We start from the raw sequence: 20,839 nt of genomic DNA, 5'->3' as shown, positions 1-20,839 counted from the left end.
AAAGATAATCGAACTCGCATCTTCAAATCATACTTTGGGACCAGCACCACAGATTGTTCGAACACAAACAACTTGCATGCGGTGAAATCTCCATCGCGCCACCCCGAAAGACGAAGGGGGCGGACCGGCTTCCCCGATCCACCCCCATCCGTCCCATCGCCCCGTCACAGGGCGTGTGTGCGCTGCAGCGTTACTTCCGGGCGGCGACGATGGCGGCCTGGATCTCCTTCAGGACCTCCGCACCGCCGTCGGCGGCGTACTTGTCGAAGGCGGGCTTGACCATCTCGCGCATGCGATCCAGTTCGGCCGGGCTCAGCTCGTTGATCTGCATGCCCTTTTCCTTCAGATAGGCCACGCTCTGGGCCGAGGCCTCGCGGCTGTCCTTGCGCTCGAACTCGCGCGAGGCGACGGCGGCCTCGTGAACGATCTTCTTCTCGTCCGCCGACAGGCCTTCGTACCAGCGCTTGCTGGCCAGCACGATCCACGGGCTGTAGACGTGGCGGGAAATGGTCAGGTACTTCTGCACCTCGTAGAACTTGGACGACTGGATGGTCGTGACCGGGTTCTCCTGGCCGTCGACCGTACCGGTCTCCAGCGCGGTGAACAGCTCGGAGAAGGCCAGCGGCACCGCGTTGGCGCCGAAGCGGTTGAACATGTCGATGTAGACCGGGTTCTGCATCACGCGCAGCTTGATGCCGCCCATGTCCTCGAGCTTGGTGATCGGCCGCTTGCTGTTGGTCAGGTTGCGGAAGCCGTTCTCCCAATAGACCAGCCCGATCAGCCCCTTGTCGTTCAGCGACTTCAGAAGCTTCTCGCCGAACGGGCCGTCCAGCACGGCGTCGGCCTCTTTCTCGTTGTTGAACAGGAAGGGCAGGTCGTAGACGCCGAAATCCTTGACGATGCCGACGAGCGTGGCGGTGGAGCCCACCATCATCTCCTGCGCGCCGCCGATCAGGGCGTTCTGCATCTGGATGTCGTTGCCCAGGCTGGCGTCGCCGAAGCCCTTCATCTTGAACTTGCCGCCGCTGCGCTTGGACAGTTCCTCGGCGAAATACTTCACCGCGCGGCCCTGATTGCTGCTTTCCGACAGGCCGTAGCCGAAGCGGATGATGCGGGTCTTCACCTCCTGGGCGGAGGCGCTGGTGGCGGCGGCTACGGGAGCGAGCAGGGCGGCGGCGATGCCGGTGGCGAGAAGCAGTTTGCGGAACATGGTGTCGGTCTTCCTTCCTTGGGCGTTTCGTTGTGGTTGGTGTTCGGGCGTCAGTGGAAGAAATGCAGCGGCGCGGTGACGATCTCCGGCACGGCGATCAGCAGGCCGAGCAGGACGATGTAGGTCAGCAGGAAGGGCCAGATGCCCTTGGTGGCGCTTTCCAGCGAGATGCGGGCGACGCCGCACACCACGTTCAGCACCGTGCAGACCGGCGGATGGATCAGGCCCAGCGTGCCGACCAGGACGAACATCACGCCGAAATAGGCGGGATCGATGCCGGCCTTGATCGCCAGCGGCGTCAGCACCGGGCCCAGCACCAGGATGGTCGGCGTCAGGTCCATCACCGTGCCGACGGCCAGCAACAGGCAGGCGATGGCCAGCATCAGCAGCTTCGGATTGTCCATCAGCGGCGCCAGCAGCTCCGTCATCTGCTGCGGCAGGTCGGCCAGCGTCACCATGTAGGACGACACCAGCGCCGCGGCGCACAGGAACATCACGGTGCTGGTGGTGCGCGCCGCCTGGACCAGCAGCGGCACCAGCTGCGCCAGCGTGACCTGCCGGTAGACGAACAGCGCGACGAACAGCGAATAGACGGCGGCGACCACCGCGGCCTCGGTCGGCGTGAAGATGCCGCCGCGCAGGCCGCCGATGATGATGACCGGCAGGGCCAGCGCCCAGATGCCGTCGCCGAGCGCCTTCAGCCGCTCCCGCCCGCTTGCCTTCGGCTGCAGCTTCACCGTCATGTCGCGGACGACGAACATCCAGGCGCAGACCAGACCGATGCCCATCAGCAGGCCGGGCACGATGCCGGCCATGAACAGCGCGCTGATCGAGGTGTTGGTGGTCACGCCGAAGATGATGAAGGGCATGCTGGGCGGGATGATCGGGGCGATGATGCCGCCCGACGCGATCAGGCCGGCCGAGCGCGGCACCGGATAACCATGGTCGCGCATCATCGGGATCAGCAGCGTGGCGAGCGCCGCGGTGTCGGCGATGGCCGAACCCGACAGGCTGGCCAGCATCACCGAGGCGCCGATGGTGACGTAGCCCAGCCCGCCCTTGATGTGGCCGACGAGGCTGACCGCGAGGTTGATGATGCGCTGGGAAATGCCGCCGGCGTTCATCAGCTCGCCGGCCAGGATGAAGAAGGGCACCGCCATTAGCGGGTAGTTGTCGGCGCCGCTCAGCATGTTCTGGGCGACCAGCTGGGCGTCGAAGAAGTCCAGATGGACCATCAGCGCGACGCCGGTCAGCATCAGCGCGAAGGCGATGGGCATGCCGAGCAGCATCAAGCCGAACAGCGAGCCCAGGAAAATGGTGAGGGTCATGGCGGAAACTCCGTCCGCAGGAGGTCTTCTGGGCTCAGTGCTTGACGACGGCGGCGCTGCCGTGCGGGGCCGGGGGCGCTACGGCGGGGCCGTGCGATTCCGGATGGTCCATCATCGTGTCGGGATCGCCGGGGATGCGGGCGCCGGGCTGGTTGGTGACGATCCGCAGCAGGTTCGCCAGAACGATCAGCGCCATGGCGATGGCCGGGAAGAAGCCCGCCGCAGCGTAGAAGGCCATGGGGAAGCGCAGGACTGTGGAGAAGGTCTCCATACCGATCAGCAGCTGGATCCAGCTGCCCTGCACGAACAGCCACAGGGCATAGAGCATCATCAGGTGCGCGATCACCGCGCAGACGCGGCGGACCTTTGCCGGCAGGCGGCTCTGCACGATCTCCAGGCCCAGGTGCCGCTGGTGCCGCAGCGCCACGGTGGCGCCCAGGAACACCAGCCAGACGAACATCAGCCGCGCGATCTCCTCCGCCGCGACGATGCCGCTGTTGAAGATGTAGCGCAGGACGACGTTGCCGAAGACGAGACCGACCATGATCGCCAGCATCAGCGCCATGATCCATTCGGTGATCCGCTCCAGCAGATCCGCCACGCGTTTCATGCGGTCCTCCCAATAGTCTCTCCGCCGGTCAGGCGGGCGCAGGCGTCGGCGACGATGGCGTCCGCCGGCAGCGTCACCTCATAGGACAGCACCGCCTCGTCGGCGGCAGGCATCTCAAGGTCGGCGAACTGGCTGTCGACCAGGGCGGTGGGCATGAAATGGGCGGTTCGCGCCCCCATGCGAGAGGCGATCAGCGCCTTGTCGCCGTGCAGATGCAGGAAGACGACCCGCTCGCAATCGCCGCGCAGCCGGTCGCGGTAACGCCGCTTCAGCGCCGAACAGGCAACCACCAGCCCGCGCTCTTCACGATGCGCATCGGCGATGAAACCGGCCAGCGTGGCCAGCCAGCCGTCGCGGTCGTCGTCGGTCAGCGGGATGCCCGACGACATCTTCGCGATGTTGGCGGGCGGATGGTGCGCATCGCCTTCGATGAAGGCATGACCCAGCGCTGCGGCAAGGCTCTGGCCGACGCTGGACTTGCCGCAGCCGGCGACGCCCATCACCACGACGACCGGCGGTGCCGCGGACAGGCTGTCCGGCGGGCGGGCGCTGGCGGCGGGAGACGGCGCGATGGAGGGACCGTTCATGAGGCTCGTGTTCCCAATTCCCGGTGTAGGGCGGCATCCGTGCCCTCGCGGGTCACGGCGGCCACGCACTACAAAAACGTGTTAGCGCTATCATGTGCGGACCAAAGGCACATCCGCGGCCCTATGGCCGGAATGCACGGATGACGCCGACACGAGATGACGATACTGTTAGCGCTAACCTTGACGGGCGTAAAGAGTTTTGTTTGAGTTGCGGACGAACCGGTTGGCGGGAGCCGCGGGTTGCAGGTGCCGCTTGCCCGCCATGCTACACAACGGTAATCAGCGATCCAGCGTGGCGCTTCGTCGCGCCGGCCTCTTCATAGAGACGATTGGAAGGATGGAGCCCTGTGACGACACGTGGCGGTGATCGGCCTGCATCCCCGACGGCCAAGACGCGCAAGCCGCGCTCCTCGCGCACCGGCCGGGCGACGATGGCGGACGTGGCGGAGCGGGTCGGCGTCAGCGCCATCACCGTGTCGCGCGCCTTCAAGCGGCCGGAGCTGGTCGGGCCGGAGCTTCGCCAGCGCATCCTCGACACCGCGCAGTCGATGGGCTACGTGCCGAATCAGGCGGCCAGCGCGCTGGCCTCGGCGCGGTCGATGACGGTGGCCGTGCTGATCCCGTCGATGACCAACATGGTCTTCGTCGAGACGCTGGCCGGCATCCACGACATGCTGCTGCCGCGCGGCTACCGCGCCCTGATCGGTGTCACCCACTATTCCCCGGAGGAGGAGGAGCGGTTGATCCGCACCTACCTTCAGTTCCAGCCCGACGGCATCCTGCTGACCGGCACCGACCACACCGACGTCACCCGCACCTACCTGTCGGCACTGAGCAGCCCGACCGTCCACATGATGGAGCTGCTGGACGATCCCGGCAGCCTCAGCGTCGGCTGCTCGCAGGAGGAAGGCGGGCGGCTGATGACCACCCATCTGCTGGAGCGCGGCTACCGCCGCATCGGCTTCGTCGCCGTGCAGCTCGACCCGCGCACGCTCGCCCGCCTGGACGGCTACCGCCATGCGCTGGAGGAGGCCGGGCTGTACGACGAGAAGCGGGTGTGGCGCCTGCCCGACCCGTCCTCCATCCATCTGGGCGCGGCGATGATCGACCGGCTGATGGCCGAGAACACCGACTGCGACGCTGTCTTCTTCTGCAACGACGATCTGGCGCAGGGCGCGCTGTTCCAATGCCAGCGCCGCGGCATCCGGGTGCCGGACCAGCTCGCCATCGCCGGCTTCAACGACCTGCCGGCATCCGCCTGGACCACCCCCACCCTGACCACCATCGCCACGCCCCGCTACGCCATCGGCCGGCATGCCGCCGCCATGTTGCTCGACCTGATGGACGGCAAGGAGCCGCCGCGGCGCCGCGTCGACCTGGGCCTGACCTTCATCGCGCGGGAGAGCACCTGAGCGAAGCTCGCTCAGAGAGCCCCCGCCGCGACAGGCGCCTTACGCCGCCCGCACCGTCGCGATGAAGGTCCCGACCTCCCGGCGCAGCCGTTCCGCCTCGGCGGCCAGTTCCTGCGAGGTGCCGCGGACGCGGCCGGCGGCATCGCCGGTCTCGTGAACGGCGGTGCTGACGCCGGCGATGTTGCTCGACACCTCCTCGGTGCCCTGGGCGGCCTGGGTGACGCTGCTGGCGATCTCCCGCGTGGCGGCGGCCTGTTCCTCGATGGCGGCGGCGATGGCGGTGGTGATCTCGCTCATGCGGCCGATGGTGCGGCCGATGCCGCCGATCGCCTTCTGGGCGCCGCCTGTCGTCTGCTGGATCTCCTGCACCTTGGCCTGGATCTCGTCCGTCGCCTTGGCGGTCTGGGTGGCCAGTTGCTTCACCTCGCTCGCCACGACGGCGAAGCCCTTGCCGGCCTCCCCGGCCCGCGCCGCCTCGATGGTGGCGTTCAGCGCCAGCAGGTTGGTCTGGGCGGCGATGCCGCTGATCAGCTCCACCACCGCGCCGATCTGTTCGGCGGCGGTCACCAGTTCGCGCATGGTGCGGTCGGCGCCATCGGCGTCGGCCACCGCCTGGGTGGCGATGCGGGTGGAGTTCTCCACCTGCTGGCCGATCTCGGCGATGGAGGCCGACAGCTCCTCCGTCGCCGTGGCGACGGTCTGCACGTTGGCAGAGGCCTGTTCCGAGGCGCTGGCGACCAGCAGCGAGCGCTCGCTCGCCTCCTGCGCGGTGGCGGTCAGCGCGGTGGCGGCGTCCCGCATGCCGGTGGCGGCGTTGGCAACTGTGTCGACGATGCCCTTCACCGTGCTTTCGAAGGTGTCGGCCATCTGCATCATGGTTTCGCGGCGGTGCTCGGCGGCCTTGCGCTCGCTCTCCTCCTGCGCCTTGCGCATGCGCTCCATCTCCAACGCATTGGTCTTGAAGACCTGGAGCGAGCGGGCCAGCGCGCCGATCTCGTCCCGGCGCTCGTCGTCGGTGACGGCCACGCCCAGGTCGCCCTGGGCCAGACGCCCCATCGCCCCGGTGATGGCGCCGAGCGGCCGGGTGATGGCGCGCGAGATCGCCCAGGCCAGCAGCAGGCCGGCCAGCAGGGCGACCACGGTCACCGCCGTGCCGCGCGATTCGGCCGCGGCGACCTCGGCGGCGGCGCTGCGTTCCAGCTGCGCCAGGATGTCTGCGGATTGGGTGCGGATCACGCCGATCTTCGCGCCGATCTCCTTGCCCGCCTTGCCCAGTGTCTGGCTGTTCAACGACTGCAGTTCGCCGCTCAGCACCGCGATGCGCTCGATCCCGGTGCGGTAGGCGGGGAGCTTCCCGACGGCCGCGGTCAGCTTGGTCTTGACCGGACCGTCCGCCATCCCGTCGCGCAGCGCCTCCGCCTTCCCGGTCAGGTCGGCCAGGTCCTTGCGGATGCGCTCCAGATCCTCCGCCTTGGTTTCCGCCACGAAACGGGCGACCAGCACGCGGACCAGCAGGTACTGTTCGCTGACCTCGGCCGCGCGCACGGTGCGGTCCAGATTGCCGCCGTCCTTCTCCGCCTTGACGGTATCGCTCAGCGTGCGGCGGATGTCGGCGCCCAGCGTGTTCACCACCGACGCGACGATCTGGTCGCGCTCCGTCCGTGCGGCGACGAGACGGTCGAAACCGCCGGTCAGCGTCTGGCGCAGCGTGGCGATCTCCTGCGCCGCCTGAAGGTCGGATGCACGGGTCATCCGCGCGGTGGCGGCGTCCAGCTTCTGGCGGAACTTCTCCACGTCGCTGCGGAACCGGTCGGCCACCGCGGGGGAGCCGCTGGACACGAACTCCTCCGCCGAACCCAGGGCGTCGGCCATATTGGTGTCCGCCTCCGCCACCGTCATGGCGACGTGCGACTGAACCGCATATTGGCGGAGCGCGTCGTCGCTGGACCGCAAGCCCGTCCAGGACACCGCTCCAAGCCCGACCAGAAGCGCCAGGGTGACGCCGAAGCCGGTGTAGATCTTGGTCGCCGTATGCAGGTTGGCGAAGGTTCCGGCTTTGGCGGGCTGGTTCCGGCTGGTGGCGTTCATGATGGTGACCCCGGCGTCCACTGGCGATGGAGCGGTCTTTGGTTAGGCCGCTGATTGGTCAGTCACGTTACAAGAACAATGCCAAAGGACCATTAACGACCGGGTCGCTTTTCTACCCTACGAAAACTCCGCCGGTTGCCTATGCCTGCGTCGACAGACTTTCGCAAATTGCCAAAACTCCTGATAGTGCTTTGCAATTTGCCAATTTCCGCGGCTCGTAACTGCCAAGCTTCAGCCATTAGTTATAGAACTGTCCTCCATTCACCTCGATCACCTGCCCGGTAATGTAACCGGCAAGCCGTCCGGAGGCGAGGAACAGGTAGGCGCCGACGCAATCCTGCGCCGTGCCCAGCCGCTTCAGCGGGATGCGCGCCGCGGTCTGCGTCAATTTGTCCGGGGTCGAGTAGCGCTGGTGGAAATCGGTGTCGATGGTGCCGGGGGACACGGCGTTGACGCGGATGCCATGCGGCGCAAGTTCCGTCGCCAGCGAGCGGGCGAGGCTGGCCTGGAAGGCCTTGGCGGCGCTGTAGAGCGACGACCCCGCACTGCCCCCGGTCCGGCCGGAGATGGAGCCGGTGTTGACGATGGCCCCCTTCGACGCGATCAGCGCCGGCAGCGCCGTCCGGCTGGCGATGACGGCGGAGGCGGCGTTCAGGTCGAACTGCTGCTGCAGGAATTCGTCGTCGATATCGGCCAGCGCCACCCGGCCCAGCATGGTGCCGGCATTGTTGATCAGCACATCCAGCCCGCCGAGCCGGTCCACCGCGCTTTCCACCACTCGGCGCACCTCCGCCTTGTCGGCGAAGTCGCCGGCCAGCGGGACCACCCCGGCGCCCATTCCCGCCGCTACGGCCTCCAGCGCCGTCACGTCGCGGCCGTGGATGGCGACGCGGGCGCCGAGCTGGGCGAACGCCGCCGCCACCGCGGCACCGATGCCGCGGCTGCTGCCGGTCACCAGAACCCGCTTGCCGCGGAACTCCTGCGCCAGCAGGTCGGCGGGCCAGTCGGCAAAATCGGTCGCGGTCATGAACGCGTGCTCCCCTGATGGCAGGGCGCCCCGTCCTATGTTCGGAATCGAAAGGCGGCCTGATTGTTCGTGTTCCAATCCGATCATAGGGGGCGTCGCTTCCCCCCGTCAATCCAAGGGCTGGCGACAAGGGGTCGATTGTTGTTTCCAGGCGAATAGTGTTGTCGGAACTGCTGGATTTATCCGGCGGGGGCAGACGGTTAACTCTGTGTTCACGGCCGACGCTCCCCGGCGCCGACCGGACGTCAACCTCCAGCCCCGCCCCGCGCCCGGTGACGAATCCCCCGTCGCCGGGCGCATCCCCCGGCAGGGCAGTCTTCGAATAAGGACATCGTCATGTTCACGCAGAAGTTCGCAACCACCGCCGTTGCCGCCGTCCTGTCGCTGTCGGCCCTGACCTTCGCCGCCGGTACTGCCAATGCCGCGCAGGATGCCGGTTTCGACAGCCTGCTGGCCTCCACCTCCGCCGCCGTCGTCCAGGCCGATGCCCTGACCGCCGAGCGTACCGAGCGCGACGCCGCCCGCACTGCCCTGTCGGTCGCCCGCTCACTCGCCGCCCAGGGCGACACCAAGGGCGCCAGCGCCTACCTGAACTTCGCCCGCGCCAAACTCGGCCTCGGCAGCACGGCCCAGGACAGCGTCGTCGGCCTCTCCGCCTCGGGTGACTCCACCATCCGTACCGACGCCGTCCGCGGCAACGCCATCGCCTCGCACAGCTCCTACCGGTAACCTTTACCGGTAACGCGTACCTGACCTTCCCGAACCTGCCGCGGACGTCCGCCGACCGACATGAGCGGCGGCGCCGCGCGGCGATCGGGACCAGTTCCCGCCTCCCCGCCGTTTTGCGAGAATCCTGTCGTAGACGGCCGGCCTTCGGGCTATGTAGGCGGGATGAACACCGACCCAGACCGTACCGGCCAAGATCACGCCGGCCAAGATTTCGAGATTTTCCTGGTGGCCGCCCCCGGCCTGGAATCCGTGCTGTGCGCGGAGGCCGTCGACCGCGGCTTCGCGAACCCCACCGCGGTGAAGGGCGGCGTGACGGTCACCGGCGGCTGGCCGGAGGTCTGGCGGGCCAACCTGGAACTGCGCGGCGCCACCCGCGTGCTGGCGCGCATCGCCTCCTTCCGCGCCTTCCATCTGGCGCAGTTGGACAAGCGGGCGCGCCGTGTTCCCTGGGCGCAAATCCTGCGCGCCGACGTGCCGGTGCGGGTCGAGGCCTCCTGCAAGGGCTCGCGAATCTACCACGCCGGCGCCGCCGCCCAGCGTATCGAACGCGCCATCGCCGAGGAGCTGGGTGCCCCCATCGTCAAGGCCGCGCCCAAGAAGACCGGAAAGTCCGCCGCCAAGGACGCGCCCGAGGAAGACACCCGCGCCGTCCAGATCAAGGCGCGCATCGACGACGACCTCTGCACCATCAGCGTCGACAGCTCCGGCGAGTCCCTGCACAAGCGCGGCCACAAGGAAGCGGTCAACAAGGCGCCGATGCGCGAAACGCTGGCCTCGCTGTTCCTGCGCCAGTGCGGCTTTGACGGGCGCGAGCCGGTTCCCGTTGTGGATCCCATGTGCGGCTCCGGCACCTTCGTCATCGAAGCCGCCGAGATCGCCGCCGGCCTGAAGCCCGGCCGCTCCCGTTCCTTCGCCTTCGAACAGCTCGCCACTTTCGACCGCGCCGTCTGGCAGAGCCTGCGCGGCAGCGGCACGGCCACCGCGCCCACGATCCGCTTCTACGGCAGCGACCGCGACGCCGGCGCCGTCGCCATGAGCCGCGCCAACGCCGAACGCGCCGGCGTCTCCGCCTGGACCGACTTCGCCCACCACGCCATCAGCGACCTGACCCCGCCGGAGGGTCCCGCCGGCCTCGTCATCGTCAACCCGCCCTACGGCGCCCGCATCGGCGAGGGCAAGTCCCTGATCCCGCTCTACCACGCCATGGGCCAGACGCTGAAAACGCGCTTCTCCGGCTGGCGCGTGGGCATCATCACCAACGAAGCCGCCTTGGCGAAGGCGACGGAGTTGCCGTTCGAGGAAGGCGGGGTGTCGGTGTCGAATGGGGGGATCAGGGTGACGCTGTACCGGACGGGGGTGTTGGGGAAATAGATTTGCCCTAAACACTCTCAAGACAGCTCAAGTTCGGCGCCTCAGGTTTCCGGACAAGGAAACCTCGCGCCCACAACTGCACGATCACTATGGCGCAACCCGCCTTATTGATCGTTCAAGCAGCCAGCAGCAAATCACGCATCGCTTCCGGTTGGGAAATTGGAACAATCGTGGCGACTTCTCGAATGCGCCCGATGTCTTCGTCACGGTACAGCAGGCGCCGGTCATCGAGCGCCGCGACACGTTGCCCCTGCCAATCTCTCAGATCATAACAACGGGCAAACACATTCTCGGCACGCGCCTTGGCGACGCTTGCATGACTGCTTTCAGCAGGAAGGGTGAAGATTGCCGTCTCCAAGCCGGAAGACCGAACAAGAAAGTCAACGGGCACGACGACATCGCCTCTGCCAGTTATCTTTGCATTTTTCTCGTAATCCAAAGAAGTGTCTTCAATTATTCTTTCAACTTCCTCTTGGAAACTTCCTTGACTCGCAATTCTATGGGTGAAAATCAGGTCGGCCACGCGAATGCATGCCTGCCCCAACCGGATCACCCCTATCGCCAATTCCCGTGGTGTAACGTTACAGGAAAGCACTCCCTTTGAATGCTCGATGCCGTGCGTCTCCAGAATATCCAACGTCAAGCGTCTGCGCCGAGCTGAACGCAGGGGCCGAATATCCATCTGATCGAGCCAGAGGAACGTATTGCCGAAGTCGGTCAACGTCATCGGCATTATTTTCGACAATGGGCTCGGCCGATCCGCGATGAAGACGTCGACCGATGAGCCATCCGGATAGCGGAATGCCGTCGAAATCCGGACATGCCCTTTTGGAAGCATGTCGATTTCCTCGACAAGCGGGCAGGATTTGAAGCAGTCCTTTACTTCGGTCAACTCCATCAAAGTCCCGACCCTTCTCACAGTCCAGCCAAGTCGGGTGGCAGGATCAACGAGCCATCATGAACTATGTGGGCCATCCGGCAAAAGGCGCCAAACACCTCTTTGAGAGATCGACCATCAAGGTCGCTGCGATCCACAACCTCACGCTTCAGGTTCTCGCGAGGACAATCCGGATGATGCAGAGAGTGCTTGTGGCTTCTGCCTGCCGGCTTGTGGGGGCGGCTATCGACCTCCAGCCTGCAAATCAGGCCGATGCCCGGAATTTTTACGTTCAATGTCTTGGCGCCTGTTTCGGCGACCAATTGCACGTTCAGGCGCGCTTCCACGCCATCGGCATTGATGATCGGAATGTCCCGCGCTTCCCAGGCAACGGAAATCTCGCTGCGTCGCTCCAGGCGGATGTCTCCGATGATCCGCTTTCCACGCATGTCCCGAAGACGCTCGAATTCGCTGCGATCCATGGGAATTCTGTTTCGGCAGACCGCTTCAGAAGCGGAGCATGCCGAAAGGGGTACATCAAAAATGATGTTTGAGCGATGGCTTTATCGCGCTTTTTGACCGCCAAGATATTCGTGAGCCTACTGGGGTTTTGCGAAAGTGGCGTCCCCGACGGGAGTCGAACCCGTGTCGCCGCCGTGAAAGGGCGGTGTCCTAGGCCTCTAGACGACGGGGACGTTGTACCTTCAAAAACACGCTCAACAAACGCATCCAGCGCGTGGATGGCGTCCCCTAGGGGAGTCGAACCCCTGTTACCGCCGTGAGAGGGCGGTGTCCTAGGCCTCTAGACGAAGGGGACGTCTGGTCCCGATGTATGAAGCGGCGGTGGAGGCTGCCACCGGCCGCTCGACCCAACCTTGGAAGGTTGGCGTCCCCTAGGGGAGTCGAACCCCTGTTACCGCCGTGAGAGGGCGGTGTCCTAGGCCTCTAGACGAAGGGGACGTCATCGGCGTGGGCGGGTTTCTAACCAAGCCCGCCCCGCCGATCAAGCCTTTTCTTGCAGGCTGCGCAAAATACCCAGCAAACCGTCCACCGCCGCCGCCGGCGTGTCGAACGCCGTCACGAAGCGCGCGGTGCCGTCGTCCCAGCGGTAGAAGCCGTAGCCGGCCCCCTCAAGCGCCTCGGCGTAAGCCGCCGGCAGGCGGACGAACAGCTCGTTGGCCTCCACCGGGTGGGCCAACTCGACGCCGGGAAGCGCCGTCAGCCCGGCGGCCAGCCGGTCGGCCATCGCGTTGGCGTGGGCGGCGAGGGTCAGCCACAGGCCACCGTCCAGCCAGGCATCGAGCTGCGCCGACAGGAAGCGCATCTTCGACACCAGATGGCCGCCGCGCTTGCGGCCGAAGCCGAAATCCTCGGCCATCGCCGGGTTGAAGAACACCACCGCCTCGGCGGCGAGGCAGCCGCCCTTGGTGCCGCCCAGCGTCAGCACGTCCACACCGGCCCGCCACGTCACGTCCGCCGGGGCGCAGCCCAGCCGGGCGATGGCGTTGGCGAAGCGGGCGCCGTCCATATGCACGGCCATGCCGTTGGAATGGGCGGTCTCGACCAGCGCCTCGACCTCCGCAGGCGTGTAGACGGTGCCGGCCTCCGTCGCCTGGGTCAGGCTGAGGGCGGCGGGCTGGACGCGGTGGACGACGCCGACGCCGGCCTTGGCGATGTGGCGCGACACCGCGTCGGGCGTCAGCTTGCCGTGCTCGCCGGCCAGCGGGACCAGCTTGGCGCCGCCGGTGAAGAACTCCGGCGCGCCGCACTCGTCGATGGAGATGTGCGCCTCGTCATGGCACAGCACGGCGCCATAGGGCGGCACCAGCGCCGACAGGGCCAGCGAATTGGCCGCGGTGCCGGTGGCAACCGGGAAGACCGCGACCTCGGTCTCGAAGATCGCGCACAGCCGCTCGGTCACCCGCGCGGTCCAGGGATCGTTGCCGTAGGGGGAGGCGGTGCCGGAGGAAGCGGCGGCCAGCGCCGTCATCACCTGCGGGGCGGCACCGGCGACGTTGTCGCTGCGGAAGTCATGCATGATCGGGAACCCAGTTCTTCAAGGAGCCGCCCTGCTGGAGACGGGGCCGGCGGTGATGGTGGCGGCGACGGCGCCGGTGCGCGGGTCCATCAGGTACAGGCGGTCCGGCCCCTGCGGCAGGCTCACCTTGAACAGGACGCGGTTGCCGACCACCACGAGTTCGCCGATGCGGGAACCGGCCGGGACGTCCAGCGTCACGTCGACGGCGGTCTCGGCCGGAGCGGGGGCAGGAGCGATGGCGGTCAGGGAGGCGCGGTTGGGGTCCGACATCCGCTTGTACAGCTCCACCCCCAAAAAGGTGAAGCCGGCGATGATCAGAACGCCCATGATGACGACGAGTGCCTTGAGGATCTGCACGGTTTGGGGTCCACTCCCGGACGATTGAAACAGGACGCGACACGCACGCCCGATGGCCGCCAAAACACCCGCCGAAATGCCTGACGACATGTCGGACGACTTCTTCGATCCGGAGGACGGCGGTTCGCCCGCCGGAACCGCCGGGCCGCTGGCCTATACGATTCCCGACGAGGCGGCCGGCCAACGGCTGGACAAGGCGCTGGCCGCCGGTCTGCCGGACCTGTCGCGGTCGCGCGTGCAGGCCCTGCTGGAACAGGGCTGCGTGCGCGGCGACGGGCGGACGATAACGGACCCGTCCCTGAGGGTCAAACCCGGCCAGACCTTCGAGGTGCAGGTGCCGGGGGCGGAGACCGCCGAACCGGTGCCGCAGGACATCCCGATCGACGTGGTGTTCGAGGATGCCGACGTGCTGGTGATCGACAAGCCGGCCGGCCTCGTCGTGCATCCCGCCGCCGGCAACCCCGACGGCACGCTGGTCAACGCCCTGCTGGCCCATTGCGGCGACAGCCTGTCCGGCATCGGCGGGGTGCGGCGGCCGGGCATCGTCCACCGGCTGGACAAGGACACCAGCGGCCTGATGGTGGTCGCCAAGAACGACCGCGCCCACCATGGCCTGTCGGAGCAATTCTCCGACCGCACGCTCAGCCGCACCTATCTGGCGCTGGTCTGGGGCGTGCCCAACCCGACACAGGGCCGGATCGAGGGCAACATCGGCCGCAGCAGCGCCGACCGCAAGAAGATGGCGGTGGTGACCGGCGGCGGAAAACACGCCGCCACCAAGTACCGCGTGGTGAAGAGCTTCGGCATGGCGGCCTCGCTGGTCGAATGCGTGCTGGAAACCGGGCGCACCCACCAGATCCGCGTCCACCTGACCCACATCGGCCATCCGCTGGTCGGCGACCCGCTCTATGGCCGCGGGCGGTCGGGGCGGCCGGGGGGCAAATTCGCCTCGCTGCTGCCGGAACCGGTGCGAGGCAGCCTTGTTGGGTTTCCGCGACAGGCGCTGCATGCCGCGGCGCTGACCTTCCGTCATCCGGTCAGTGGCGAGATCGTGACCTTCCGCTCCCCAATCCCGGCGGATATTCATGAACTAATTGTCACCTTGGAGACGGTTTAAAACGATACACCGGGAAATCTTTCTTGGTTAGACTCCCGGTCAATGGCGAGGTTCCGCCGCCCGCTCATTGAGAGGGGCCTATGGAACCCGCGCTGAAGAACGGCAGTGTGCGCATGAATTCATGTCGGCGCGCACCGGCCGTCATAAAGGGGGTTTTAGAACCATGGCGACGGCGTCCAACCTTCCGGCGATCGGGTCCGAGAGCAATCTGTCCCGCTATCTCCAGGAGATCCGCAAGTTCCCGATGCTGGAACCGGAGCGGGAATACATGCTGGCCAAGCGGTGGCAGCAGCATGAGGATTCCGGCGCCGCTCACCAGCTCGTCACCAGCCACCTGCGGCTGGTCGCCAAGATCGCCATGGGCTACCGCGGCTACGGCCTGCCTTTGTCGGAACTGATCTCCGAAGGCAATGTCGGCATGATGCAGGCGGTCAAGCGCTTCGATCCCGACCGCGGCTTCCGGCTGGCGACCTACGCCATGTGGTGGATTCGCGCGGCGATCCAGGAATACATCCTGCACAGCTGGTCGCTGGTGAAGATGGGCACCACCGCCGCCCAGAAGAAGCTGTTCTTCAACCTGCGCCGGCTGAAGGGCCAGATGCAGGCGATCGAGGAAGGCGACCTGTCGCCCGAGCAGGTCCAGGCCATCGCCACCAAGCTGGACGTGCCGGAACAGGACGTCGTCAACATGAACCGGCGCCTGGCCAGCCCCGACCATTCGTTGAACGCACCCCTGCGGGCGGAGAGCGAGGGCGAATGGCAGGATTTCCTGGTCGACGAGAGCGCCAGCCAGGAAATCACGCTGGCCGACCGCGAGGAGTTGGGCAAGCGCCGCAAGCTGCTGGCGAACGCCATGACCGCGCTGAACGACCGCGAGCGCGACATCCTGACCGAACGCCGCCTGCGCGAGGCGCCGACGACGCTGGAAGACCTGTCGCAGAAATACGGCATCAGCCGCGAGCGCGTCCGCCAGATCGAGGTCCGCGCCTTCGAAAAGCTGCAGAAGGCGATCAAGGCCGCCGCAGTGGAACAGAAGATGGAGACGGAGGCGTAAGGGGCGAACCCGACCGCCGACAGCGTGTTATGACCAGGACCGAGCAGGACGGCGAGGTTACCCTCGCGACCGTCGATCCCGGCGATCTGCCGGCCTTCAAGGCGGTTATGGAGGCGTCCTTCGCGGTCGCCGTCATCGAGGAGTTCGGCTCCCTTCCGGAAGGTTCGATCCCCTCCGGCAGCGATCTCGACGAATCCATGACGGCGCCGGGCACCGAGCTTCTGCATATCCTTTGCGATGGCCAAAGGGTCGGCGGCGCCGTCGTCGTGATCGACGAGGCGACGCAGCGCAATTCGCTGGACCTCTTCTTCCTGTCGCCGGCACAGCATGGCCGGGGACTGGGCTTCAAGGCCTGGACGGCGATCGAGCGGCGCTATCCCGTGACGCGCGTCTGGCAGACCCACACGCCCTATTTCGAGAAGCGCAACATCCACTTCTATGTGAACAAGTGCGGCTTCAGGATCGTCGAGTTCTTCAGCGACCGCCACCCGGATCCGCACCACCCCGGCCCGTCCGGCCTGCCCGGCGGCGGCGAGATGTTCCGCTTCGAGAAGGTGATGTGACACCGGCGGCGGCTGGCCCTTGCCGTCCGCCGCCGGTGTTCGCCCTCACACCAGGATCGAGCCCTCCAGATACAGCACCGCCTGCCCGCCGATCTTCACCCGGTCGCCGGCCAGCTCGCACAGCAGGTCGCCGCCGCGGGCCGAGACCTGACGCGCCGTCAGCACCGTCTTGCCCAGCCGCTCCGCCCAATAGGGAGTCAGCATGCAGTGGGTGGAGCCGGTGACCGGATCCTCCGGAATCCCCTGGGCCGGGGCGAACAGGCGCGAGACGAAATCGACCCCGTCATCCCCGGGTGCAGTGACGCAGACCGCGAACAGGTCGAGCTTCGACAACAGCGCCATGTCCGGCGCCAGCGCCCGCACGGCGTCGGCCGACTCGTACACCACCAGATAATCGCGCCCGCTCAGGATCGCCACCGGCACCGGGCCGCCCAGCGCCGCCAGCAGGTTGGGGTCGGGGCGCTCCGCCGGGCTGGCGGGACGGTTGGGGAAGTCCAGCGTGTAGCGGTCGCCGTCGCGGGTGACCGTCAGCGTGCCGGCCTGCCGGGTGGCGAAGTCCATGCGCTCGCGGCCGGGCTCCAGAATCGTGGCGATGACGAAGGCGGTCGCCAGCGTGGCGTGGCCGCACAGATCGACCTCCACCGCCGGGGTGAACCAGCGCAGTTCATAGCCATCTCCAGCACGGATGAAGAAGGCGGTCTCCGCCAGATTGTTCTCCGCCGCGATGGCCTGCAGCTCCGAATCGGACAGCCAGGAGTCCAGCGGCACGACCGCCGCCGGGTTGCCGGCGAAGACGCGGTCGGTGAAGGCATCGACCTGATAGATGGGCAGGCGCATGGTTTTCCCGGTCATGGGATTGATCCCTTACGTCTTGGGGGAGAGGCGAGTCAGCCCGCCTGCACCAGCGAGGCGAAGCGGGAGAGATCGACGTTGCCGCCGGTAACCACAATGCCGACGCGCTTGCCGCGCACGTCCAGCTTGCCGGACAGCACCGCGGCGGCGGCGAGACAGCCGGTCGGCTCCACCAGCATCTTCATCCGGCTGGCGAAGAAGCGCATGGCGTCGACCAGTTGGTCGTCGGTGACGGTGTCGATGTCGTCGACCAGCCGCTGCATCACCGGGAAGGTCAACTGGCCGACCGCGCGGCTCTGGGCGCCGTCGGCGATGGTCTTGGGCGCGTCGATGCGGACGATGGCGCCGCTGCGCAGGCTCTGCTGGGCGTCGTTGCCGGCCTCCGGCTCGATGCCGATCACGCGGCAGCCGGGGTTCAGCGTCTTCGCTGCCACGGCACAACCTGCCAACAGCCCGCCGCCGCTGGTCGGCACGACCAGCAGGTCCAGCGGTGCCCCGCCTCCCGCCAGAACCTCCTCGATCAGTTCCTTGGCGACGGTGCCCTGGCCGGCCATCACATGCGGGTGGTCGAAGGGCGGGATGTAGGTGCCGCCCCGCTCCTCCAGCACACGGGCGACGGCGGCGTCGGGCGGCTCGGCATAGCGGTCGTACAGCACCACGTCGGCGCCATAGCCGCGCGTCGCCGCCAGCTTGGCCGCCGGGGCGTCCTGCGGCATGACGATGGTCGCCTTCACCCGCAGCATCGACGCCGCCAGCGCGATGGCCTGGGCATGGTTGCCGGACGAATAGGCGACGACGCCGACGGCGCGCTGCACCGGCGTGAAACGGGCGATGGCGTTGTAGGCGCCGCGGATCTTGAAGGCGCCGGTGCGCTGCAAATTCTCGCATTTGAACAGCAGTTCGCCGCCGGTCAGCGTGTCGGCGGTGCGGCTGGTCATCACCGGCGTGCGGTGGGCGACGCCGGCGATCCGCTCCGCCGCGCCCGCCACGTCGGCGTAGGAGATGGCGAGGCCGGCAGTGTCGATGCTGCTGTCGGCCTCGCTTGTGGAGATCATGTCGGGCATGGCGGCGATGCTCCCCTGTCTCATTCCAGGTCGGTGAACAGGAAGGCCTGCTCGTGCCGCTTCAGCCCGGCCTGCTCGTAGAAGCTGATGGCTTTGGGCGCCGACAGCAGCAGGCACATGGTGCCCGGCCCCATCGCGTCGCGGGTGCGGCGCATCAGCTCCTTGCCGATGCCGCGCCCCTGCAGGGCGCGGTCGACGGCGAGGTCGGACAGGTAGCAGCAATAGACGAAGTCGGTGATCGACCGGGCAACGCCGACCAGCCGGCCCTGGTCCCTTGCGGTGATGATCAGGCCGGCGTTGCGCAGCATCGCCTCCACCCGCGGGCGGTCGCCCACGGGCCGGCGTTCGGCCAGCCCGGAGCGTTCCAGAACGTCGATGAAATCGTCCGCAGTCAGGTCCGGTTCGACCGCGTAGTCGATCTGAATGGAACCGCCCTGAATGGATTTGTCGGCCATCGTCTCATCCCCGCCAGAACGGCTTCGACACTTCCTGTTCCACCTCGGCCCGGCTGACGCCGATGTCCTTCAGCAGATGGTCGTCGAGGCCCATCAGTGCATGGCGTTGTTTGCGCCGTTCCAGCGCGGAAAACAACAGGTCGAACAACCGCCAGAGGGGGCGCGAGGCGACACGGGTGACGCGGTCGGCGGCCGGGACGGCGCCCGGGGCTGCCGTGAAAGTGCCGGAACTGCGGGTCACGTCGGTGTGGCGCATCGGATCCTCCATAATCTGGCGCACATTGCTCGAACAATCGAGACAATCAGGATTATGGAGACGTAATCGGCCGGGTCAAACGGAACATTGTCACCATTACATTTCCGAGATCGGATGTATCTTTTCAGCCACAGCAGGTAATCGATGTCCCGGTGGACCGAAGAAACCCTTGAGATACGAAGGATTCCACCGGCCCGGCTGGGATTGGTTCGCACCCGCGGATGGTCTGCATGACAAGCCACGGGCAAACAGCGGGATTGTCATGGTGGCATTGTCCCGGTCATCGGAGCTTCCGAACCGTCGCCTACCGCCGCCGCACCATCCCGACGGCGATGGCGAGCGCCACGGCGATCAACCCGCCCGCGACGGCGAAGGTCGTCCGGGTTCCGGCCGCGACGGCGTCCGGCGCCGCGGCGGCCACCTCCGCCCCCGTCGCCAGCGTGAACACCGCCCCCATCGCCGAGGCGCCGGTGACGAGCCCCAGATTGCGCGAGAGATTGAGCAGCCCCGAAACCACGCCGCGCCGGTCCTTCTCCACATCCGCCATCACCGCCGTGTTGTTGGCGGTCTGGAACAGCGCGTAACCGGCGGTGACCACGGCAATCGGTACACCATACCCGGCCACGCCAAGCGTCGCCGGCAGCAGCGCCAGCAGGATGCAGCCGGCCGCGACGGCAGTCAGCCCCAGAATCGTCATCCTCTCCGCGCCGAATCGGTCGACCAGCCGGCCGGCCGGAACGCCGGTCAGCGCCGCCACCAGCGGTCCCGCCGACATGACGATCCCCACCGCCGCCGCTCCCAGCCCCAGGGCGCGGGCGAGGTGGAACGGCCCCACCACCAGCGTCGCCATCAGCACGGTCGCCACCAGCATGCTCATCGACAGACGGCCGCACAGCCCCCGGTCACGCAGCATGGCGGTCCGCAGCAGCGGCGACGCCGTCCGTGCCTCTACCGCCCTCTCCACCGCCAGGAACAGCCCCGCCCCACCGGCCGCCGTCAGCAGCAGCACGGAGTCGAGCCAGCCGTGCCCGCCCGTCATCGCCAGCGCATAGGCCGCCAGCGTCAGCGCGAGGATCAGCGTGCCGGCGATGTCGAACCTCCCCTGCCCGCTTCCCGTCTCCTCCCGGTCGGCCGGCAGGTGCCGCCGCACCAGCAGGAAGGCCACCACCCCCGGCGGCACGGTGGCGAGGAAGATCGCCGGCCAGCCGAACGCCGCGATCAGCACACCGCCCAGCGACGGGCCGAGTGCGGTGCCGAGCGCCGACATGGTTCCCATCAGCCCCATGGCCCGGCCGATGCGCGCCTTGGGCACCGTGTCGCCGACGAAGGCGGTGGCGAGCGCCATCATCACCGCCGCCCCCAGCCCCTGCACGGCCCTTGCGGCGACCAGCATCCACAGGTTGGACGCCGCACCGGCCACGGCGGACGCCGCTGTGAACAGGGCGATCCCGGCCAGCAGCAGGCGCCGCCGCCCGACCATGTCCCCCAGCCGCCCCACCCCGACGATCAGCGTGGTGATCGACAACAGATAGGCCAGCACCACCCACTGCACCTCGCGGAACGGCACCTCGAACGCCAGCGCCAGCGCCGGCAGACCGACATTGGCGATGCTGGTGCCGAGCGAGGACAGCAACGTCGCCAGCGCCAGACCGGCCAGCCCCCAACGGATCGCCCCGCCTGTTGCGGCGACCTCATCCCTCTGCGCAAGCGCTTGTCTCATGACACCCTCCTTCATCCAGGACAGGCGCAAAGGCTAGGGCGTGGGGTGACATGGCGGAACACGCAGCATCCGCACTGTATTCGTGCATCCGGCGCCATGTCCCGGCAGCGGCGATCGAGACAAG

The 20,839-nt window shown here is 67.3% G+C and carries 21 protein-coding genes and 3 tRNA genes; 6 read left to right on the top strand and 18 right to left on the bottom strand.

Translation table 11 applies throughout. The annotated features are described in order from the left end of the window. Positions 1-190: 190 nt before the first annotated feature. From FZ983_RS06815 to FZ983_RS06800, 4 genes are read right to left on the bottom strand one after another with little or no spacing between them, the layout of a single operon-like run. The gene (locus FZ983_RS06815; protein WP_149222814.1) at positions 191-1,210 is read right to left on the bottom strand and encodes a TRAP transporter substrate-binding protein; all 1,020 of its coding nucleotides are present in this window, start codon (positions 1,208-1,210) and stop codon (positions 191-193) included. Positions 1,211-1,260: 50 nt separating this feature from the next. Continuing rightward, a complete protein-coding gene (locus FZ983_RS06810; RefSeq protein ID WP_149222813.1) occupies positions 1,261-2,538 on the bottom strand; it encodes a TRAP transporter large permease subunit in 1,278 nt (425 codons plus the stop codon). 34 nt (positions 2,539-2,572) lie between these two features. Continuing rightward, entirely contained in the window at positions 2,573-3,148 is a 576-nt protein-coding gene (locus FZ983_RS06805; RefSeq protein ID WP_149222812.1) for a TRAP transporter small permease, read from the bottom strand. After that, complete coding sequence (locus FZ983_RS06800; protein ID WP_149222811.1) at positions 3,145-3,735, bottom strand: gluconokinase; 591 nt, start codon at positions 3,733-3,735, stop codon at positions 3,145-3,147. The genes FZ983_RS06805 and FZ983_RS06800 overlap by 4 nt, the downstream gene beginning before the upstream one ends. A 347-nt stretch (positions 3,736-4,082) precedes the next feature. On the opposite strand from FZ983_RS06800, the gene FZ983_RS06795 reads away from it, so the two are divergent. After that, positions 4,083-5,147 (top strand): LacI family DNA-binding transcriptional regulator, encoded by a 1,065-nt coding sequence (locus tag FZ983_RS06795; protein WP_149222810.1) that lies wholly within the window; start codon positions 4,083-4,085, stop codon positions 5,145-5,147. A 39-nt stretch (positions 5,148-5,186) separates the two neighbouring features. Here the strand turns inward: FZ983_RS06795 and FZ983_RS06790 are convergent, their stop codons facing one another. Both FZ983_RS06790 and FZ983_RS06785 read right to left on the bottom strand, forming a co-directional pair. After that, positions 5,187-7,235 carry a HAMP domain-containing methyl-accepting chemotaxis protein gene (locus tag FZ983_RS06790; protein WP_247883632.1) on the bottom strand — a complete coding sequence of 683 codons (2,049 nt, stop codon included), beginning with the start codon at positions 7,233-7,235 and terminating at the stop codon, positions 5,187-5,189. A gap of 238 nt (positions 7,236-7,473) precedes the next feature. Continuing rightward, positions 7,474-8,262, bottom strand: coding sequence for an SDR family NAD(P)-dependent oxidoreductase (locus FZ983_RS06785; protein WP_149222809.1), 789 nt, complete (start codon positions 8,260-8,262; stop codon positions 7,474-7,476). 336 nt (positions 8,263-8,598) lie between these two features. On the opposite strand from FZ983_RS06785, the gene FZ983_RS06780 reads away from it, so the two are divergent. Next, positions 8,599-8,991 carry a hypothetical protein gene (locus FZ983_RS06780; protein ID WP_149222808.1) on the top strand — a complete coding sequence of 131 codons (393 nt, stop codon included), beginning with the start codon at positions 8,599-8,601 and terminating at the stop codon, positions 8,989-8,991. Between the two features lie 162 nt (positions 8,992-9,153). Continuing rightward, complete coding sequence (locus FZ983_RS06775; protein WP_149222807.1) at positions 9,154-10,362, top strand: class I SAM-dependent RNA methyltransferase; 1,209 nt, start codon at positions 9,154-9,156, stop codon at positions 10,360-10,362. Between the two features lie 115 nt (positions 10,363-10,477). On the opposite strand, the gene FZ983_RS06770 is transcribed toward FZ983_RS06775, so the two are convergent. The 7 genes from FZ983_RS06770 to FZ983_RS06740 all read right to left on the bottom strand — a co-directional run bounded on the left by FZ983_RS06770 (position 10,478) and on the right by FZ983_RS06740 (position 13,634). Then, positions 10,478-11,260 carry a DUF1828 domain-containing protein gene (locus tag FZ983_RS06770; RefSeq protein ID WP_149222806.1) on the bottom strand — a complete coding sequence of 261 codons (783 nt, stop codon included), beginning with the start codon at positions 11,258-11,260 and terminating at the stop codon, positions 10,478-10,480. A 17-nt stretch (positions 11,261-11,277) separates the two neighbouring features. After that, positions 11,278-11,721: a hypothetical protein gene (locus FZ983_RS06765; RefSeq protein WP_149222805.1), complete on the bottom strand. Its 444-nt coding sequence runs from the start codon at positions 11,719-11,721 to the stop codon at positions 11,278-11,280. 137 nt (positions 11,722-11,858) lie between these two features. Beyond that, positions 11,859-11,934, bottom strand: a tRNA-Glu gene (locus FZ983_RS06760). Positions 11,935-11,980: 46 nt separating this feature from the next. After that, positions 11,981-12,056 (bottom strand) — tRNA-Glu (locus FZ983_RS06755). Between the two features lie 67 nt (positions 12,057-12,123). Beyond that, positions 12,124-12,199: transfer RNA gene (locus FZ983_RS06750), tRNA-Glu, on the bottom strand. A gap of 43 nt (positions 12,200-12,242) precedes the next feature. Further along, entirely contained in the window at positions 12,243-13,277 is a 1,035-nt protein-coding gene (locus tag FZ983_RS06745) for a low specificity L-threonine aldolase (RefSeq protein WP_149222804.1), read from the bottom strand. A gap of 18 nt (positions 13,278-13,295) precedes the next feature. Then, positions 13,296-13,634: a hypothetical protein gene (locus FZ983_RS06740; protein WP_149222803.1), complete on the bottom strand. Its 339-nt coding sequence runs from the start codon at positions 13,632-13,634 to the stop codon at positions 13,296-13,298. 76 nt (positions 13,635-13,710) lie between these two features. On the opposite strand from FZ983_RS06740, the gene FZ983_RS06735 reads away from it, so the two are divergent. From FZ983_RS06735 to FZ983_RS06725, 3 genes are all read left to right on the top strand, one after another. Further along, positions 13,711-14,751, top strand: a complete 1,041-nt coding sequence (locus FZ983_RS06735) for an RluA family pseudouridine synthase (protein WP_247883631.1) — start codon at positions 13,711-13,713, stop codon at positions 14,749-14,751. A 163-nt stretch (positions 14,752-14,914) separates the two neighbouring features. Then, on the top strand, positions 14,915-15,805 hold the full coding sequence (rpoH, locus tag FZ983_RS06730; protein WP_149222802.1) for an RNA polymerase sigma factor RpoH: 891 nt from the start codon (positions 14,915-14,917) through the stop codon (positions 15,803-15,805). 29 nt (positions 15,806-15,834) lie between these two features. After that, on the top strand, positions 15,835-16,368 hold the full coding sequence (locus FZ983_RS06725; protein WP_149222801.1) for a GNAT family N-acetyltransferase: 534 nt from the start codon (positions 15,835-15,837) through the stop codon (positions 16,366-16,368). 45 nt (positions 16,369-16,413) lie between these two features. Here FZ983_RS06725 and FZ983_RS06720 read toward each other — a convergent pair whose 3' ends face one another. From FZ983_RS06720 to FZ983_RS06700, 5 genes are all read right to left on the bottom strand, one after another. Next, positions 16,414-17,220 (bottom strand): PhzF family phenazine biosynthesis protein, encoded by an 807-nt coding sequence (locus tag FZ983_RS06720; RefSeq protein ID WP_247883630.1) that lies wholly within the window; start codon positions 17,218-17,220, stop codon positions 16,414-16,416. Positions 17,221-17,255: 35 nt separating this feature from the next. Next, entirely contained in the window at positions 17,256-18,284 is a 1,029-nt protein-coding gene (locus tag FZ983_RS06715) for a threo-3-hydroxy-L-aspartate ammonia-lyase (RefSeq protein ID WP_149222800.1), read from the bottom strand. A 20-nt stretch (positions 18,285-18,304) separates the two neighbouring features. Continuing rightward, a complete protein-coding gene (locus FZ983_RS06710; protein WP_149222799.1) occupies positions 18,305-18,739 on the bottom strand; it encodes a GNAT family N-acetyltransferase in 435 nt (144 codons plus the stop codon). Between the two features lie 4 nt (positions 18,740-18,743). After that, a complete protein-coding gene (locus FZ983_RS06705; protein ID WP_247883629.1) occupies positions 18,744-18,995 on the bottom strand; it encodes a DUF1127 domain-containing protein in 252 nt (83 codons plus the stop codon). Between the two features lie 304 nt (positions 18,996-19,299). Continuing rightward, positions 19,300-20,715: an MFS transporter gene (locus FZ983_RS06700; RefSeq protein WP_149222797.1), complete on the bottom strand. Its 1,416-nt coding sequence runs from the start codon at positions 20,713-20,715 to the stop codon at positions 19,300-19,302. Positions 20,716-20,839: the final 124 nt, after the last annotated feature.

Origin of the sequence: Azospirillum sp. B21 (assembly GCF_008364825.1) — a bacterium.
Lineage (GTDB): Bacteria > Pseudomonadota > Alphaproteobacteria > Azospirillales > Azospirillaceae > Azospirillum.
Note: the sequence above shows the minus strand (reverse complement) of the source record. Positions and strands in the feature narration are given on the sequence as shown.